Raw genomic sequence first — 18,219 nt, 5'->3', positions numbered from 1 at the left:
AAATCCTACTATCGTCGCTCGATTTAAATTTCAAAATACATATATTTAACTGACAGGCAATCACGCAATAAAACAGGAATCGGTTGGGAACAGAGCGATTCCCGCCAGTCCTACGATGGCGGCCTGTCCGCCCCAAGCAATAAGACAATCATCGGAACCAGTCTGGTGAACGGTCGGTTCCGATAATGAACCGATGCTGTGCCCGACTGCTTGAAAACACCACAGAAAGTAACTCTGAGTTTGCTAACGCCTGCCGGCGTCCCTGCGGCAAAAACAACGCTTGGACGCCGTATATGGTCGAGAATAGGAGTACCGGCGGCTTGGCACCGCCAGCAGTCCCACCCGCCCCCGCACCCGCCTCAGACCGCGAACAACCTTTCAGATTCGCACTGGCTGGTTGTTCGGTGGGAGTGTTGAACCTGAAACTCCCAACGCTCGGGATTCCTCCGCGTGAACGCGGAGGAGGATGTCAATTTGGGATGGTTTCGATTTCTTCGATCACATCATCAAGCATCTGGAAGTAGTCCGGACGCGGCACCTGATATGGATCTCGATACTCAATTTTTCCCTGTGTAAATCGCTCTGCAATATCGTGCGCACTGGTAAGTGCGGTTTGACGTGTTTCATATGACTTGGTGATGGCTTCAATCTCTGGTTCAAGTGTCAAAATCACATGCCATGTATCAGTTTGTATCTGTGATGCGCCTGGTCGCGAGGCTTGTGATCCATTTGTCACATAAATTGTCGGCAGACACATTGCTGGGATGTCATTCCGCTCAGAGAATATATCCGGTCGAAATACTAAGATTCGCTTACCACCCGGCTCGTTATTCCAGATCTGCCATCCTATCGGCGGATCCGTTGCTCCATCCGACTGGCTGGCTTCGATGTCCTCAGCGTGTCCCTTTGGGTCTGTCTCAGTTGTTGATTCATGATCGCTCATACGATTTATTAATCACGCGGATGTTTTCTTCTTCCGTTTAAACTCGTGTGTATGCCTGCATTATATCGAATAATCTCATGATAAAATTAATATAATTCTATTCGTCCTATCATTCCCTTCGAGTTTGACTCTTCAGCGCTAAAAGTAAGTTCAAGAAGAATGCTCGGTAGGGGATTCGAACCCCTGTCGTCGGCTCGAAAGGCCAACATGATTGGCCGGACTACACCAACCGAGCGTCCAATCTAATGTGATAAGCAGATTTGTTTAAACGTTCCGTTACCGGTCGGACGGACGAGCTGTGTCTCGATACTGTCCCTGATAATTCATGATTCCAACTGCGACGTGACCGTATTATTTCATTATAAACTGCGATATGCTCAGATAAAATTGCTATTACTGTTTGAGACACGAGACACCCACCAATGATTCGTGATCAAATTATATCTCGTTAGCCTCTTGTCTCAGTTGGCAAGATAATCGATATGCAAGAGCTTGGAGTGCTCACTACCAGGCGTATACACAGCAAACATGTAATGGACCGAATGAGATTAATTATGTCATGAATCGGAAAGCAATTGCTAGAATAGTCATCTCGGTTTTATTAATCGGTGGCGTGCTTTCATTGGGAGTTCACTATGATGTTCAAGAAGACAGTTATGACCCATATCCCGACACGGAGGATCTCAAAGTATCTCCTGAGGAGTATATCGACAGACAGGTGTTTGTCTTCGGGACAGTTGAGGAATTAAGCGAGGAGCAAAATACTGCGACCATACGTATCGAGACTGATAATGGACCATTCACAGCCGATATAGAGCGATTTAGCACTCAGAGAGGTGTGCAATCAGGTGGAGTCGTCCAAGTGTATGGCACATTCCAGGGAGAGTATCTTATCCAAGCAGACAATGTTCGAGTGGTAAATCCAGCCGGATCCTCGAATATCTACAAATATGTGGTTTCAATTGTGGCTGTTATTCTAATTATGATACTGTTTTTCCGATATTGGAGTCTCAATCTTCAGACGCTCGGCTTTGAGGTGAAGTAGCGATGGCGGTTTTACTCACGCATGTACTCGTTCCGTACATCATCCTAACAGTGGCAAGTTGGCAATTCAACTGGCTTACCGACCGCTGGATTGTGATTGGTATGGCAGGAGCTGCAATTCCGGATCTCATCAAAATTGAGATAATTGTAGATGCTGGCGTCGTCGAAACACTACTTGGCGTACCGTTCAAATACGCTCCAATTAGTTCACTTGGCGGGGCGTTGCTCATAGCCGGAGCGATTACCGTCTTCTTCGAGAGACAGCGACGACAAATATTCTCATTTTTGTCTCTTTGGTGCGTTCAGTTCACTCGTTGTCGATGGGTTGCGGGTGTTTGCTGATGGTCGCTCTGGATTCTGGCTTTATCCGTTCAGTTGGTGGCGTCCACTGACTCCAAGTTTGTATATCACATCCGATGTTCGCGTGCTTGTCACAGCAATCTTAATCAGCGCTGTCGTGTTCGCGCTTGATCGGTGGAAACACGCGGATAATCTATTCGAGAAACTAACATGAATCAAATATGTGCCCCATCTCACACGTTACCCTATATCCAAGTATAAAAAATGTCTTACCGTATTCAGAAGTGGTCCGCTCGTCATCTTTTATATCTCACAGTAAATCACAAAATCGATAGGTTACGTATTCGATAATCGACGTATCTCTATTCGCGTATTATCGAAATTATCGATATAATATATAAATGCAGCACTTCACTCATTAGTGAGTAGTAATTTATGATCCTGAAAGCCACAAATTACACACGTAAGGACTATATCCCCACCATTCAGAAATGATGCTGGCTATGAGTCAGTCTTACAATCGAGGCCTCGTCGAGGATTTCGGCCGATGGCGAGAGTTCTCAGCCGGCATGTGGGCCTGGGTATTCCACAAGTTCACGGGTTGGGTCCTCGTGGGCTATCTGTTCACGCATATTGCCGTTCTCTCAACAGCGTTACAGAGCCCTGAAGCATACACAACAACGATTCAGTCGCTCGAGAGTCTGTTAATCGTCCGATTACTTGAGGTCGGTCTCCTTGCAGTTTCCGTCTTTCATATTCTCAACGGACTTCGACTTCTTTTCGTTGACCTTGGCGTCGGGATTAGCGGGCAAGATCAGAGTTTTTACGCATCGTTAATTCTTACCGGTGCGATTGTGATTGCAAGCGTGCCGACATTCCTTGCAGGGGTGTTTGGATAATGGCAGAACACTACTCTTCATTCAAACGCGGCGGTCGTCGATGGCTGTGGCAGCGCATCACGGCGGCATTCCTCGTGGTGGTATTAGCATTTCATTTCTTCTTACTTCACTTTGTCCACCATGCTGATGAGGTTACCTTCGCGATGTCACAGGGGCGAATGCAGGAATTGACGTATTTCTCGTTGATGATCCTCTTTCTTGTCACTGCAACATTCCATGGCGTCAACGGCGTTTATAATGCGCTGATTAACCAGGGCCTCTCAGGCACCCGGCGAAAAGCAACAAAGGTCGTTCTTGGCGTAGCCAGTATCGTCTTGATTGTACAGGGCGTCCGAACCGCAATTGCGTGGGCTGGCGGGATACCAATCTAACCACGTCGAATCAGATTCAATCCAACAGATTATGTGTGTTTGGCACTCACAAGATAACTGAGATACTATCACCGAAACCGATAGATTCAATCAGCAGAATCCGACAAACACATTACATCTCTCGATATCGTATTAATCGCAATCGCAACCGTAATCACCATTACCGTCACCAATGAGCACACAACTCCCACAACAAACCGAAGATGAAACGACCACCAGCGAGGTTGAAAAAGAGTCTTCCCCACCGCAAGCACCACTCACAGATCCACTTAGTGAGATCGAGACTGATACAGAACACGATGACTCACACGAGGATGAGGATACATACGTCCTGAAGGTTTTCCGCTATGATCCTGAGATTGCAGCGAAACAAGAACCTCGATTTGATGACTTCCATGTCCCCTATCATAAGGGCATGACTGTTCTTGATGCGCTGATGTACGCTCGGGATAATTATGATTCCAGTCTCACCTTCCGGCATTCTTGTCGACAGGCAATCTGTGGATCCGACGCAATGTTCGTCAATGGGAAACAACGACTGTGTTGTAAGACGCAATTATCGGATCTTGAAGAGCCAGTTCGCGTCGAACCCCTTCCACATCAGGATGTCGTCAAGGATCTTGTCGTCGATATGGAGCACTTCTATGACCAAATGGAGTCGGTCGAACCATACTTCCAGACTGATGACCTTCCAGAGGGCGAACTTGAAGAACAACGTCAATCACGACAAAATCGCGAGAAAGTCAAGATGTCAACGCGCTGTATCTGGTGTGGTGCGTGTATGTCTTCATGTAATGTGGCTGCCGGTAATAACGATTATCTCGGTCCTGCTGCAATCAATAAGGCATATCGATTCACTATGGACGAACGAGAGGGTGATGAAATGAAACAAGAGCGACTTGAGATTATTGAACGAGAAAATGGCGTCTGGCGGTGTCAAACGCAGTTCTCCTGTACTGATGTCTGTCCAAAAGATATTCCACTGACCGAACATATTCAGGAGCTCAAACGTGAGGCTGTCAAAAACAATCTTAAATTTTGGTGAAACATTAAAGTCAAGTCCGAACATTGTAAAAATTGCTTATAATAATTTAGATATCCATGCACGAACACGATGTCATTGTGGTGGGCGCAGGAGGCGCAGGACTCCGCGCAGCCATCGCAGCACAAGAAGAAGGAGCCGACGTGGCGATTGTCTCAAAACTCCATCCGGTGCGAAGCCATACTGGCGCCGCAGAAGGTGGAATCAACGCTGCCCTTCGTGAGGGTGATTCCTGGGAGGATCACGCCTACGATACCATGAAGGGCTCTGATTATCTTGGGGATGCACCAGCAATCGAAACACTGGCGCAAGATAGCCCCGAAGAAGTCATTCAACTCGAACACTGGGGGATGGCGTTTTCACGCGATGATGATGGTCGCGTCAGCCAACGTCCATTCGGTGGGTTATCATTCCCACGAACAACATATGCAGGTGCCGAAACCGGTCATCAATTGCTTCATACGATGTATGAGCAGTTAGTCAAGCGCGGAATCGAGGTCTATGATGAATGGCATGTGCTTGATCTTGCGGTAACTGATGATGAACGCCCTGAGGATCGCCGCTGTCATGGCGTCGTTGGATATGATATTCAGTCCGGTTCGATTGAGGGCTTCCAAGCAAGAAACGGTGTGATTCTTGCAACCGGTGGTCTTGGACAGGTATATGATCATACAACGAATGCAGTCGCCAATACTGGCGATGGTGTTGCAATGGCTTACCGTGCTGGTGCACCGCTTGAAGATATGGAATTCATCCAGTTCCACCCAACGACATTGCCGTCTACGGGTGTGCTCATTACTGAAGGTGTTCGTGGTGAAGGCGGTATCCTGTATAATGATGAGGGTGAGCGGTTCATGTACGAACATGGATACGCTAATAATGATGGTGAACTCGCATCCCGCGATGTTGTTTCTCGAGCGGAATTAACAGAGGTCAATGAGGGTCGTGGGATTGAGGACGAATATGTCCATCTTGATATGCGTCATCTTGGTGAGGATCGAATCACCGACCGACTTGAGAATATTATCCATCTTTCAGCCGACTTCGAGGGTGTGAATCCACTTGAAGAACCGATGCCAGTCAAGCCTGGTCAGCATTATGCAATGGGTGGCATCGAGACTGATGAGAACGGTGAAACCTGTATTACAGGTCTGTACGCTGCTGGTGAGTGTGCTTGTGCATCTGTGCATGGATCAAATCGACTCGGTGGAAATGCGCTTCCAGAACTCATTGTTTTCGGAGCACGCGCTGGTCATCACGCTGCTGGTCGTGATTTGGGCAGAGCAGAGATTCCGACCGGCAAACGCGGTGATTGGGAACCCGGCGCAGTTGATACCCCTGTTGAACCAGGATCGGTCCGTCCATCTGGGGATGCTGTGGCTGACGGTGGAACTGCTGCAGCGTCTACTGCAGCACAATCCCCGACAGGACTCGTTGAGCGCGCAACTGAGGAGGCACGAACCCACGTTGATTCACTTCTTGCAAATGATGACGGTCGCAATCACTCGGAAATCCGTGATGCCGTTCAATCAACGATGACGGAGAATGTGAACGTCTTCCGAGAGGAAGAAAGTCTCAAACAAGCGGTTGAGGACATCCGTAATGCACGGCGTGCATATCAGAACGTTGGGGTTGCCGATCAATCACGCACGTTCAACACTGATCTCTTGCACACGATTGAAACGCGGAATATTATCGACCTTGCAGAGGCAATCACGCTTGGTGCGCTTGCTCGCGATGAATTCCGTGGCGCTCATTGGCGAAAACAACATCAAGAACGCGATGACCAAAGTTGGCTGAAACATACCCTTCTCTCATGGAATGATGGGTCACCAGAACTGTGGTATAAACCTGTGATTCTTGAAGGCGAATCGAAGAAATACGAACCGAAGATTCGAAGCTACTGAATCCGGCGGCTTTACACTATATTTTCGGAGTTAAATTTGCATTTTGACTTTGATTTTGGTTTATACTCATATTTAAGCCGATAATTGCTATTATATTGTAAATCAGTCCTGAGCCGTGCGTCGACTCATGATGACCCACACCAGACATTATCCGATAACATTAGACTTACTCTGTTGATTGTTGATGAGTATATGTATGCGAGGTCGACACTAGTTGCGCCGCTGTGTGTCTCCATGATCATATCTCGTTATCTGCACTCGTTAGCTATCGACTGTCAACTATTGAGTAATTCGATAAATAGCTAAATCTGAGCCCACATGATGAGATAACTCGGGAATCTCTGTTGAATATTCTATTGTGTTCGATCCATGTTGCGGGGTTGATGAAGTGCTATACAGTGAATGGTTCATGACTGGTTTGAGTTGAGCACTTCGACAATCGTCGTCAGCGAGTTTTATTATCGTCGAAAATAAACACAAAAATATACCAATGCAGCACGCGTTTAATACTGAATCAACACCGTCACTTGAAACGCCGTCAGTGCCTTCAGAACTGACCTCTCCTAGAGCGAAACTTGTGTATCTATTTTTATCAGCGAACGGTGAGACAACGCTCTCAGAGCTTCAATCAGCACTTGATATGCAGAAGCTCTCGTTGTATAGCATTCTCTCAACACTACGCGAACGTGAGTTGATTAATCAACAGGCTGAGCGATACGCTGTCGACAATTAACGACGCTTGCGTACAACTTCTTTCCCATCATCTTAGGAAAAATCTCGACACGTGGTGTGTCACCGATCGCGGGTTATCGTCTCACCAGGCTCGGTTCGTGCTTCACAACTAAGCGTCACACCTGGTGACAGACTCGTATTGATTCCAGTCTTGACGCCCTCCCCACAGACAACACCGAATTTTCGCCGTCCTGTTGATATCCGCTCACCCTTCACCGTCTGTTTGATATCAGCATCATCATGACGGAGATTTGCAACCGTCGTTCCAGCCCCGAAGTTCACGTTACATCCAAGAATACTGTCGCCAACATATGATAGATGCCCAACAGATGTCTCCGAACGAAGGACACTATTTTTAATCTCAACAGCATGACCGATGTGGGCACCCGGTCCAATCACAGTCGCCCCCCGGATGTATGCATTCGGACCAACTGTTGCACCACTGGCGATGTAGACAGGACCGTCAATGACGACTCCCGGCTCAATTGTCGCGCCAGATTCAACAACAACACTTCCTCGGAGGTCTGCATCTGGACTGACATCACCCTCAAATCGGGGACGACACTCACTCAATTTCCATTCGTTTGCTTCGAGATATTCCCATGGACGACCAACATCCAGCCATCGGTCAATATCCACTGGAGTGACCGAGACTGACTCACAGGTTTGTTGCAGTGTATCAGTGAGCTCGTATTCATCACGTTCGCTTGGATCGACGTCAAGCCATCCCCGTGCCGCTTCAGGGAATGCGTATGCCCCAGCGTTAATTCGGTTCGACGGCGGATTCGCAGGCTTCTCAACAACACCGCTTACGCGCTTAGACATATCCGATTCACTCTCATTATCCTCAGTGATCTCAAGCACTCCATACGCGCTTGGATTCTCGACACGAACAGTCCCAATCGATGGTGCAGATGCATAGAGTGACTCCAGTGAAGAGACATCATACAGATTGTCGCCATTGAGGACGACAAATGGGTCTTCAGTCAGTTCTGCTTTTGCAGCCCGAACTGCATCTGCTGTTCCGCGTTGTTCTGTCTGTGTTGCATATGCGACGGGAGTGTCCTGATATGATTCTCCAAAGTATTCTTTCACCGACTCTGCTTCATACCCAATAACAAAGATGAGACGTGATGCCCCGGCATTGATTGCTGCTTGTGCTGTATGCGCTGCAATCGGTTCACCGACAACAGGAAGCATCGGTTTTGCGGTTGACTCAGTGAGCGGTCGCATTCGTGTCCCCTTGCCGGCAGCGAGAATGACTGTTTGCATGTATAAACGCGGTATCGGGATTGAAATAGTGATTCGGGTTTATGATCTGGTGTTACCACCGAACTGATACAGCCAAAATAATGCATCTGATAGTAATGTGTGTGATTATATTATTGTGCACATAATTACCAATCACCATTCCAAGCTCGACCAATACACCTCGTGTTTCAGAAGCGTGCTTTCGCAATATCTCCAAAACTTCGCTCAAATTGCGGTGGTCGAACGAGAAATGCTGGTCACCCGACCTGGACAGTCATGGACTGTATCGGTTGAGAGATTACTTTCTCCGGTTCTGGTTTCGGTACGTTGCGTCAAACCAGGGAACTCTCGAACAGAGTCGGACAGAGCCGGTCCGGGCATTGATGTAAAAACGAAACCTGCTCGACAGGATAGGACCGGTAAGCATTATACTCCTATTGATATGGTGTTGTCCCGGGACGACGAAGTCTCCACGCTCTTGTTTGTCTCGCAGTCTAGAAGAGATGTTGCCACAATTCAGTCGGTTGTGCGTCGTTCAATTCTGCATTTGTCTGCATCTGTCTGAGTTCGGCAATACACCGCTTGGCGACCAGCGGATACACGTCCGTCGGTGTGAACGATCTATCGAGCGTCATCAGTTCCTGCCAATGCTCAGCCCAAATGTCCTCAACGACGCGCTGATAGAGGTCCTCATTAAGATGAAGACCAAACTCACGTCCCTCCTCAACAACAAGCGTCCGAGCCTGCTTTCGGATTCAGGCTGATGTACAGTATGTAGCGACGACGTATTCCGCCCCGGAGTCAGCGTCTGCAGGTCGCTGATCAAACTGCTCGCGATTACGTTCTTGAAACGCCTCCCTGACGAGTTTTACGCGGCGATCCCGAGTTGGACTTCGGATAACTATTCCTTCAACCTGGACATCATCTGCCAGCGACGAGGTGGGGAACGTGTATGTCGTTGGGTCGAAGTCGCCGCCAGACTGCTTGAGGATTGGTGCTGGGACAAAGGACATATCAATTGGAGCCTCATCAACGCGAAGTTGCTCAAAAATTGCCCATGCTGTCTCATGATCGAGAAACCCCTCATGTGTCTCTTCGTATGGATTTCCCGACGGTACCATTGTATTAACATTGGCATGTGGGAGGATATCGAATCCCACCAACGCGGGAAGTTCGTTTGTGTCAAACCCATAATCAAGTGTCGAATACACGAGATTCTCGGCATAGATGATCAGTGGTCCGTCGAATGTGTCGTGTAGGTGTCGGAGAGGAGCCGTCTTAACACTCTCACGGAGACACCGTACTGCACGATGAAGTGCGCCATCAATATCGGCGAGGGCATCGCGATGACTACCGCGGATTGTCTTTCGCGTTCCAAAGACGAGGCTGCCATCTCCGGTAGCGGTTTCAATGACCGCCTCTGGGTACTGTACTGCGTAGCGCTCATCATACAGTGTAAACCGGAACGAGCTTCCATCGACTTTCTCAATGAGTGTGAGTGACTCGGCATCAAAAAAGTCCGACGGGACAACCGGATGATCGTAACGCGGCACCTTCGGGTATATTTTCATGATCGTATGATTCACCTCAACGGACACAACTCGACGGGATGGCACTGTATCTTGAATCGGGGATTGAGTTCTTCACAGTTGATCTATGCGGACCGGACAACCGCCTCGTCGCAATCCGGCATGACCGCCAGATAGCCAACTACCGACTTATCGAACTGTTGCAAGCGTCTGTATATCCACCCAGCAAGAAATTCCCTTGGCATTAATCTAATCTGGAAACAATCGCTTCTGATATCAAGACAACAGAAGACGATATCGATGATATCCTGTCCGAACGAACGCCGTTGTTGATATTAACCGTCGTTTTAAATCTCACTCAACCGTCACACTCTTCGCCAGATTTCGTGGCTTATCGATTGAGCGATTCATTCGGTCAGCCATATGATATGCAACAAGTTGGAGTTGCGTATTTGCAAGTACTGGCGCTATTCTTGGATGGGTCTGTGGAATCTCAAGAGTGTGATTAGCGTATCGTCTCACCTCTGATTGCCCGTCAGTCACTGCAACCACCGGGGCATCGCGTGCTTGGACCTCTTTGATATTGCTGATTGTCTTTTGAGCGCGCTCTCCATCGCCGGTTACAACCGCGAATATCGGCGTCCGCTGTGTAACAAGCGCAAGTGGACCATGTTTGAGTTCGCCGGCTGCGAATCCCTCGGCATGTTCATACGTGATTTCTTTGAACTTGAGTGCCCCCTCGAGTGCAACAGGTCGGTGAAGTCCACGACCAATGAAGAAGTACGCATCATAATCGAGATATTCCTCAACGACTGATTTTGCGGTTGAATTATCGATAACTGATTGCAGTTGATTGGGGAGATCACGAAGCGCCGGGATCAGCTCACGCGTTGACTCCGACGTTCTCTTTGTACCGCTCGCACAGAGTCGTTCGACAAGGAGATTCCCGGTTGCGAGTTGTGATGAGAACGTCTTCGTTGCGGCGACGCCAATCTCTGGACCAGCACGGATGTACACCACATGATCACACTCACGAGCAGCAGTGCTTCCGACAACATTAGTCACTGCGAGTGTTGATGCCCCACGACGCTGTGCCTTCCGAAGTGCACTGAGCGTATCTGCTGTCTCCCCGCTCTGTGTGATCCCGATAAGGAGTGAATCAGAATCGAATGGGGCTGGTGCTGTAACATACTCACTTGCGAGATACGCCTGTGCAGGCACACCGTGCGCCCTGAACAGTCGTGCTACGTACAATGCGGCGTGATACGACGTCCCGCATGCGACCAATTGAACACTCCCTGGCGAATCAATATCAGATAATTCCTCGAGCGACACGGAGCCACTCAATTCGTTGACGCGACCGCGGAGGCACTGACGGAGTGATGCCGGTTGCTCATGGATTTCCTTCGCCATGAAGTGGTCATACCCACTCTTTGCCGTTTGGTCGGCACTCCACTCAACGGTCGTTACTGACGGGTCAACAGACGTTCCATCGCTTTCAGTTACCTCGACACCTGATGGTCGCAGCGTTGCGAACTGACCGTCCTCAAGATAAATCACATCACGTGTGTATTCAAGAAATGCAGGCACGTCACTGGCAAGAAAGGCTGCGTCCTCATCAACGCCGATGACGAGTGGCGAGCCATCTCGTGTTGCAAAGATTGCATCATGATCCTCAAAGACGACTGCAAGTGCGTAACTCCCCGTAATCCGCTCGACAGCGCGGCGAAACGCTGTCTGTGGATCGGCGCCGCCATCCCGGAATTTGCTGATAAGATGCGGCACAACCTCTGTGTCAGTCTCACTGACGAATTCAACACCATCGGCCTCAAGTTCATCTCGAATCGACTGGTAGTTCTCAATAATGCCGTTGTGGACAACAGCAACGTCTCCGGTTCCATCGGTATGTGGATGTGCATTGGCGTCCGTCGGTGGACCGTGTGTACTCCACCGGGTGTGACCAATCCCAGCAGGTCCATCAAGCGTGTCTGAGCGTGCTGTAACTTGCTTTTGGAGTCGGTCAATCTCGCCCTCGCGTTTTGCAACCTCAATTCCCCCATCAGCAACAGCAATCCCTGCGGAATCATAGCCGCGATAGTCGAGATTCGCCAGTCCATTCATCAATACTTCACGCGTTCCACCATCCGGATTAACACAGCCAATGATTCCACACATTATCGTAGCACCTCCGCCTCGTTTGGAATGTTTCCATCAATATGAGCATTTGATTGAATCGTTGCCGCAGACCCGACGAGTGACCCAGATGCAACTGTCACACCACCACCGACCGTCGCTCGGTCAGCAATAACCCCGCCGAGGTCGCAGTCCTCGTGTACTTTTGTATCAATACGAATATCGGCTGGTCCCCCAGCAATAATGACTCCCGGACCAAGGTGGACACCCTGCCCAAGAACTGTATCAATGAGTGTCGCGTTCTGCCCAACTCGTGTGTCACTGTCAACGAGTACGTTCGTCAGTACTGCACCCGCTCCGATCGTTGTGTTCTCACCGACAGCGACCCCGGGTCCAAGAACAGCCTGTGGTCCAACGACAGTGTCTGCACTGACGATAACGGGTGGGCGGAGTGTTGCATCCTCGTGAATCGTTGCTGTCTGATCAGAGAACACGCCGGGTGATTGCTCGGTCGTCTCATCACCAATCCGGTCTTGATCGAACAAGGTCTGCATGACCGAAAGAAGGTCCCATGGATATGTTGCGTCCTGCCAGGGACTCTCGGTTACAACGCCACGGACAGCACTCTCATCCGTGGTGAGGTCACGAATTGTCTCTGGAAGTGAAAGACGTCCCTGTTCTTGGAATGTCCGCTCAAGTGCAGCAAAGATCGACGGTCCGAATACATACACGCCAGCATTGAGCAATCGATATTCATCATCAGCTGGCTGTTCAATGAACTCTGTGATGCGGTTGTCATTCAATTCAACAGCGCCGTACTGTGAGGCTTTCTCACTCTCGACAACGCCAAGCGTCGCCGTATCGGTCGCTGTATGTGAGGAAGAAACAGTCTCAATCATTTCTTCGGTGACAATTTGATCGCCGTTAAGGACGAGAAAATCAGTTTCAATTGTTTCATCTGCTTGAAGAAGTGCATGCCCACTCCCGAGTTGTGTGTGTTGGATATGATACGTAATCGGTCGGTTGCGGTATGTCGACCCAAAGTGATTCTGAACCCGCGCACGTTGATATCCAACAACGAGGTGAATCTCACTGATACCAGCCTCAACAAGACTATTGAGTACGTGTTCGAGAATTGGAATATCACCAGCCGGTAACATTGGCTTTGGTCTGTGGGTTGTAAGTGGGCGGAGTCGGGTTCCCTCGCCCGCTGCAAGAATCACAGCGGTATCAATTGTCATACATCATCTCACTCAGAGCAGTCACATGAATTTTGTTTTCACGCATTTTGATAATCACGTTTATTGACGACAGCCAATTCGTTGTTGAGCTATCCCTACGAATCAGTTCATACTCGTGGTTCTATCACTCGTCTCAGGGATATCGGTATCAGACGTAGCATCTGCACGTCTCTCGGTGAGATACTCCCAGATTTCAGTGCATCCCGCGCCATCCTCAATCTCACTCAGGTGTGTTCTGTCATCGTGCTCTGCGGTCATCACATGGCTATTCAATGACTGGTAACTTAATTCTATTGCTGCATTTACTCAGAATCTGAGTCACTACTGATTATCGTAGATGATCCGTGATTTTGACTCTGGTCTGTCATCGTCCCCTACTGATAGTTGCTCACCACAAATACAATTCTTTGAATCGCCTCGACTGTGACACAGATTCAAATAATATGTTTAAGATAAAATATCCATATCAGTGTTATTGTGATTCGATACTCTGACACACTATGCATAGCATCCTGTCACCACCGACTGAGAAACATCGACAACAGTACGTATCTGAAACACAATCTCTCGCATAATGACTGTGGCATCGCCTCATAGAGGGGCGCGAACAGAATTCAGCAGATCACTTACCACATATGAATGACTCTCACCAGCCATCAGAGCTTCTCGATGCGTTTGAACTGACTGAGTATGAAGAACAGGCTCTCCGGTCGCTTATTGAACTTGGTCGCAGCACTGCTCCGAGTCTCTCAGAAGCGACAGGGATCCCAAAAGCCCGAGTCTATGGTGTTCTTGATAGTCTTTCCGATGAAGGCTTCATCAAAATAATCCCTGGGCGTCCAAAGGAATATGAGGCGAAGCCACCAGCAGAGCTTCTTGATCAAGCAATCGAGAACGAACGACAGGAATATGCCTCATTCAAAAAGCAGATTGAGGATATCGAAGAAGAGTTCGTTGAGACACTCGCGCCGATATATGAACGTGGACGAGATGAAATCTCAACAACCGAAGAGTTGTTCCACGTTGTCGATGTCGGAGAACCGAGTGAACGCGAGACGCGCTCAATCTATCGTGATGCGACGAACTGCGTTCATGTCATTACAAAGAGTTTTGAGTACTTTGACGCGGTTGAGCCAGCAGCCACCGACGCGCTTGAGCGTGGCTGTGAGATACGCGTGCTCTTTCTTGATCCAGAATTACTTGAGGAATCAAATCAAGCACATCAACAACGGATGCGTCAGCATCTCAATTCGTCATATCCAGCAATCGAGTATCGATTTAGTGCAAAGCGACTCCCATGGCGGGGGACGGTCGTCGATCCTAGCTTATCATATGACTCTGGAGCTGCTGTTTTGCTTGTTGAAGAAGAAGATATTCCATTGCACAATCGACAGGCGGCTATCACCGATAATGCGTCATTTGTCGCCGGATTAGAGCGATATTTTGATCTTATTTGGCAGTATGACACAGTGGATGACCACCCAAACCCATAGCCTGCGAATCATCAGTCATGTGAGCGGAATCGGTGACACCTGAAGCTCTATCACTCGGTGTTTTTCGTCTGCAGCAATCGCCTGATTGATGACTCGACTGTATGTTGTGGCTCCCAGTTGAGTTGCTCACGTGCTTTTGAGATATCGACCTCAAACCGATCAACGAGTGTCTCACCACTTCGTGGGTTTTCAACAAGAGTGACGTCTACGTCTGTGTCAATTTCTTCTTGCGCGCTTTGTCGAACCGTCTCGGCGACCGTCATGATTCCTGGGTCTTCCTTTGAGGCGATTTCGTACTTTTCGATGCCTGTTTCATCCCGGTTGAGTTGTTCCTGTAATCGCTCAGCACTTCGAACATATGCCCGGGCAACATCATCAACATGAATGTAGTTCCGTGATTGTGTTCCTGGCTCGTACACTGTCAATGGCTTCTCGTCGAATACTCTGTTAACGAAGAAATTGATGACCGTTCCTTTTGAGACGCGTTGTCCATTGATTGTATGCTCCCCATATAGATTCGATTTGAGAAATAGATGTGCTGGGAAGGTATCCGCTGCAAACTCCTCGACAAGACGCTCGCCAATGAGTTTTGTTCGTCCATACCAGTTCATTGGATCACGACCGTCATCAACACTGATTGGGAATGATTCTGGGTCACCAAGCACAGCCATACTGAATGGGAATGCAAGCGCTGCGCCGGTTTTTCGACAGAGCCACGCCACGTTCGTCGTGCCGGTAACATTCACCTCGTACGCAAGGTCAGCGTTCGTCTCACAGTCATCGACGCCGCTCACTGCTGCGAGATGTAACACGATATCCGACCCGGTGAGCGCATCCTCCAGTGCAGACCGATTTCGAATATCGACATGTACGACGTCCGTCTCACCGACCTCGCGTACGTCACCAAGATAGAAATTATCGATGGCGGTGAGCGTCCACTCCGGGTGTGCCTCTTGAAGTAATCTAACTACCCGACTTCCGATGTATCCTGCTGCACCGGTTATTGCGACGTGCAGTGAGTTACTTTGTTCTGTTGTCATAATCTCTGCTCCGCTGTGATTGTCCGTGATTCCATCTCTGTAAACTGCGTTGCAAGTTCTGTAATACCCTCTCGAAGAGTATATTTTGGTTGGTATTTTGTTTCACCGAGTCGGTCAAAATTCACGTGATACGACGGTCCAGGATGTTCATCCCGGAGATATGTTATTTCGAGTGTTTGATCAAGTTCCTCGCGGACGGCTTGCGCAATTGTCTCAATCTGGAAGTTTTGCGTGCTCGCTCCAACGTTATAGCAAAATTGTGACCATTGCTGTGGATTACATGCAGCATGTGCGTACGCCCGTGCTGCATCATGCACATGGATGAATGGTCGCCAGTTGCTTCCATCGCCATACACAGTCAACGGACGGTCCGTCAGCGCACGGAACACGAAGTGATTCACAACAAGATTGAATCGAACGCCTGGTGCATAACCGTAATTCGTACTCATCCGTAATGCAGTCCCGTCGAAATTGTACGTATCGACTGCATCCCGTAGAAGGGACTCCGCTTTGAGTTTTGATTCAGCATATGGATTGAGCGGGTCTGGGTCAGTGTGTTCAGTAATTTCTGTCTCGGCAGCGCGCCCGTACACGTTACACGATGAGGCAAACACGACATTTTTGACACCAAACTTTCCTGCTGCACGAAGCACGTTTTCTGTGCCGTCATAATTGATTGCGAACGTTTCCTCACGACGATCATGTGTGCTTGCCGCTCCAGTTATCGCTGCGAGATGAATGATTGTTTCAGCACCACGAACTGCGTTTTCAACATCGCCATACTGTTGGATATCTCCACGGATGAATGATAATTTATCAGTCGATCCCAGCCCTGTTGCAAAAAGATTCTGTGGGGAACTCGAAGCAAAACTATCGAATACAGTGACATGGCTCACAGAGTCATTTTCAAGCAACTGTGGAATCAGCGCGCTTCCGATATACCCGCATCCTCCCGTGACGAGCACATGCCCTGCGCTTGCGCTGTTCGTGGTCACTCCGCTTCCTCCGCTAATCGGTCCTCAAGCACGCTAGGAAGGAATCGATCTTCATGTGATTTGATACGCTCTGTGCAATCTGTAAGCGTTTCAAACACCTCGCGAATTCCCTCTTCAAATGTCACAGACTGACCGCCAATCAGATTCGCATATCGGTCATTTTCAATCTCCATTTTGTGTGTCTCGTCCTCATCCCGTGGGTTTTCGAAGTGTTCAACATCGGTATTGAACCCGAATTCTGTAGCGACATCAGCAATGGTCGTTCCCATCTCAACGATTGAGATTGGTCGCGTCACCTGATTGTAAACAACATGATCATCTGGTCGTTCATCAGACTCAGTGACTGCTAACCGAGTCAGCCCCTCGACAGCATCCTCAAGCGAGATGAATGGCTTCCGCTGTTTTCCTTTTCCATACACCGTAATTGGGTATCCGGCAACCGCTTGTGCGGCAAATCGATGTGCAACGACACCAAAGTAATAATCGAAATCAAACCGAGTCATGAGTCTATCGTCCACTCTGGTTTCTTTTGTTCCAGCTCCATACGTGATTGCAGTGCGAACATCACTAATCGGGATATCGAACTGACTGTGTGCAAGACGAAGATTAGCAGCGTCGTGGCTTTTCGTCATGTGGTACCAGGATCCCGCCATCGCTGGGAATGGAACCTCATCACGACTGTCTTGATGTTCCATCACTGTGCCACCCTCTGGGATTGGGAACTCGGGAGCGCCATAGACACCTGTTGTGGTCGTTTCAATAAGATGTGTGTCGACAAGGTCGTTTTCATGCAAGCCAAACACGAGATTCCGCGTTGCCTGCATATTATTTTGCTGTGTATAATTCGCCCGCTCACCATTAATCTGTGAATACGGCGCGGACGGTTGTGCCGCAGTATGCACAATCACCTGTGGTTCGTGGATTTGGCACAATTCATCCACAAATGAACGATCAGTGAGGTCGCCTTGGACGAATGAAAGATTTCTCAGCCCATGAACTTCCTGAGCGGCGGTGAGTCGGGTTTCCATTGAGGCGATTGGTGTTGCTGACACAGACCCAACTTCGGAAACCCACTCTCGACGAGCGAGATTATCGACAAGAAGCACGCGATCGTCTGTCTCTGATGCAATCCGAAGCCCAGTCGGCCAGCCAAGATATCCGTCGCCGCCAGTGACAATGATCGACATTAGTTACTCAAACTCTGAGTAACAACGCTCGCATTAAAATATTGTGTAATCGATAACGGCGCTGGATACATGTCATAACGCTCGCGATACTGGCTATGGGTTTGGGTGGCAA

General features: G+C 48.9%; 16 protein-coding genes, 1 tRNA gene and 1 pseudogene. 8 read left to right on the top strand and 10 right to left on the bottom strand.

The annotated features are described in order from the left end of the window. Positions 1-469 precede the first annotated feature (469 nt). Together HQRW_RS11210 and HQRW_RS11205 are read right to left on the bottom strand one after the other, a co-directional pair. Positions 470-943, bottom strand: coding sequence for a DUF5820 family protein (locus HQRW_RS11210; RefSeq protein WP_014556681.1), 474 nt, complete (start codon positions 941-943; stop codon positions 470-472). A 160-nt stretch (positions 944-1,103) separates the two neighbouring features. Further along, a tRNA-Glu gene (locus HQRW_RS11205) sits at positions 1,104-1,178 on the bottom strand. Positions 1,179-1,502: 324 nt separating this feature from the next. On the opposite strand from HQRW_RS11205, the gene HQRW_RS11200 reads away from it, so the two are divergent. The 7 genes from HQRW_RS11200 to HQRW_RS11170 all read left to right on the top strand — a co-directional run bounded on the left by HQRW_RS11200 (position 1,503) and on the right by HQRW_RS11170 (position 7,239). Beyond that, on the top strand, positions 1,503-1,988 hold the full coding sequence (locus HQRW_RS11200; protein ID WP_014556680.1) for a hypothetical protein: 486 nt from the start codon (positions 1,503-1,505) through the stop codon (positions 1,986-1,988). A gap of 2 nt (positions 1,989-1,990) precedes the next feature. Next, positions 1,991-2,329 (top strand): hypothetical protein, encoded by a 339-nt coding sequence (locus tag HQRW_RS11195; protein ID WP_231852337.1) that lies wholly within the window; start codon positions 1,991-1,993, stop codon positions 2,327-2,329. A 461-nt stretch (positions 2,330-2,790) separates the two neighbouring features. Next, the gene (sdhC, locus tag HQRW_RS11190) at positions 2,791-3,186 is read left to right on the top strand and encodes a succinate dehydrogenase, cytochrome b556 subunit (protein ID WP_011572206.1); all 396 of its coding nucleotides are present in this window, start codon (positions 2,791-2,793) and stop codon (positions 3,184-3,186) included. Further along, positions 3,186-3,557, top strand: a complete 372-nt coding sequence (locus HQRW_RS11185; protein WP_014556678.1) for a succinate dehydrogenase hydrophobic membrane anchor subunit — start codon at positions 3,186-3,188, stop codon at positions 3,555-3,557. The genes sdhC and HQRW_RS11185 overlap by 1 nt, the downstream gene beginning before the upstream one ends. Positions 3,558-3,729: 172 nt before the next feature. Beyond that, positions 3,730-4,602 (top strand): succinate dehydrogenase/fumarate reductase iron-sulfur subunit, encoded by an 873-nt coding sequence (locus HQRW_RS11180; RefSeq protein ID WP_011572204.1) that lies wholly within the window; start codon positions 3,730-3,732, stop codon positions 4,600-4,602. 56 nt (positions 4,603-4,658) lie between these two features. Further along, positions 4,659-6,506, top strand: a complete 1,848-nt coding sequence (locus tag HQRW_RS11175) for an FAD-binding protein (RefSeq protein ID WP_014556677.1) — start codon at positions 4,659-4,661, stop codon at positions 6,504-6,506. Between the two features lie 490 nt (positions 6,507-6,996). Further along, positions 6,997-7,239: a TrmB family transcriptional regulator gene (locus HQRW_RS11170; RefSeq protein WP_014556676.1), complete on the top strand. Its 243-nt coding sequence runs from the start codon at positions 6,997-6,999 to the stop codon at positions 7,237-7,239. Between the two features lie 59 nt (positions 7,240-7,298). On the opposite strand, the gene glmU is transcribed toward HQRW_RS11170, so the two are convergent. The 5 genes and pseudogenes from glmU to HQRW_RS16155 form a co-directional block, all read right to left on the bottom strand. Next, complete coding sequence (gene glmU, locus HQRW_RS11165) at positions 7,299-8,510, bottom strand: bifunctional sugar-1-phosphate nucleotidylyltransferase/acetyltransferase (protein WP_014556675.1); 1,212 nt, start codon at positions 8,508-8,510, stop codon at positions 7,299-7,301. A 473-nt stretch (positions 8,511-8,983) separates the two neighbouring features. After that, positions 8,984-10,060: pseudogene (locus HQRW_RS11160) on the bottom strand (RNA ligase family protein). 312 nt (positions 10,061-10,372) lie between these two features. Continuing rightward, positions 10,373-12,193 (bottom strand): glutamine--fructose-6-phosphate transaminase (isomerizing), encoded by a 1,821-nt coding sequence (gene glmS, locus HQRW_RS11155; protein WP_014556673.1) that lies wholly within the window; start codon positions 12,191-12,193, stop codon positions 10,373-10,375. Next, positions 12,193-13,392: a sugar phosphate nucleotidyltransferase gene (locus HQRW_RS11150; RefSeq protein WP_014556672.1), complete on the bottom strand. Its 1,200-nt coding sequence runs from the start codon at positions 13,390-13,392 to the stop codon at positions 12,193-12,195. Before HQRW_RS11150 ends, glmS begins: the two co-directional genes overlap by 1 nt. A gap of 102 nt (positions 13,393-13,494) precedes the next feature. Then, positions 13,495-13,650: a hypothetical protein gene (locus tag HQRW_RS16155; protein ID WP_014556671.1), complete on the bottom strand. Its 156-nt coding sequence runs from the start codon at positions 13,648-13,650 to the stop codon at positions 13,495-13,497. Positions 13,651-14,027: 377 nt separating this feature from the next. Here HQRW_RS16155 and HQRW_RS11145 point away from each other — a divergent pair, with 377 nt between their 5' ends. Then, complete coding sequence (locus HQRW_RS11145) at positions 14,028-14,885, top strand: TrmB family transcriptional regulator (RefSeq protein WP_014556670.1); 858 nt, start codon at positions 14,028-14,030, stop codon at positions 14,883-14,885. Positions 14,886-14,935: 50 nt separating this feature from the next. Here HQRW_RS11145 and HQRW_RS11140 read toward each other — a convergent pair whose 3' ends face one another. Genes HQRW_RS11140 through HQRW_RS11130 form a run of 3 tightly spaced genes read right to left on the bottom strand, consistent with a single transcriptional unit; the run spans position 14,936 to position 18,107 of the window. After that, positions 14,936-15,925, bottom strand: a complete 990-nt coding sequence (locus HQRW_RS11140) for an NAD-dependent epimerase/dehydratase family protein (protein WP_014556669.1) — start codon at positions 15,923-15,925, stop codon at positions 14,936-14,938. Further along, complete coding sequence (locus tag HQRW_RS11135) at positions 15,922-16,920, bottom strand: NAD-dependent epimerase/dehydratase family protein (RefSeq protein WP_014556668.1); 999 nt, start codon at positions 16,918-16,920, stop codon at positions 15,922-15,924. Before HQRW_RS11135 ends, HQRW_RS11140 begins: the two co-directional genes overlap by 4 nt. Continuing rightward, the gene (locus HQRW_RS11130) at positions 16,917-18,107 is read right to left on the bottom strand and encodes an NAD-dependent epimerase/dehydratase family protein (protein ID WP_014556667.1); all 1,191 of its coding nucleotides are present in this window, start codon (positions 18,105-18,107) and stop codon (positions 16,917-16,919) included. The genes HQRW_RS11135 and HQRW_RS11130 overlap by 4 nt, the downstream gene beginning before the upstream one ends. Positions 18,108-18,219: the final 112 nt, after the last annotated feature.

It is taken from the genome of Haloquadratum walsbyi C23 (assembly GCF_000237865.1).
In the GTDB taxonomy this organism is placed as follows: domain Archaea; phylum Halobacteriota; class Halobacteria; order Halobacteriales; family Haloferacaceae; genus Haloquadratum; species Haloquadratum walsbyi.
This window is presented reverse-complemented; position numbering and strand designations above follow the sequence as displayed.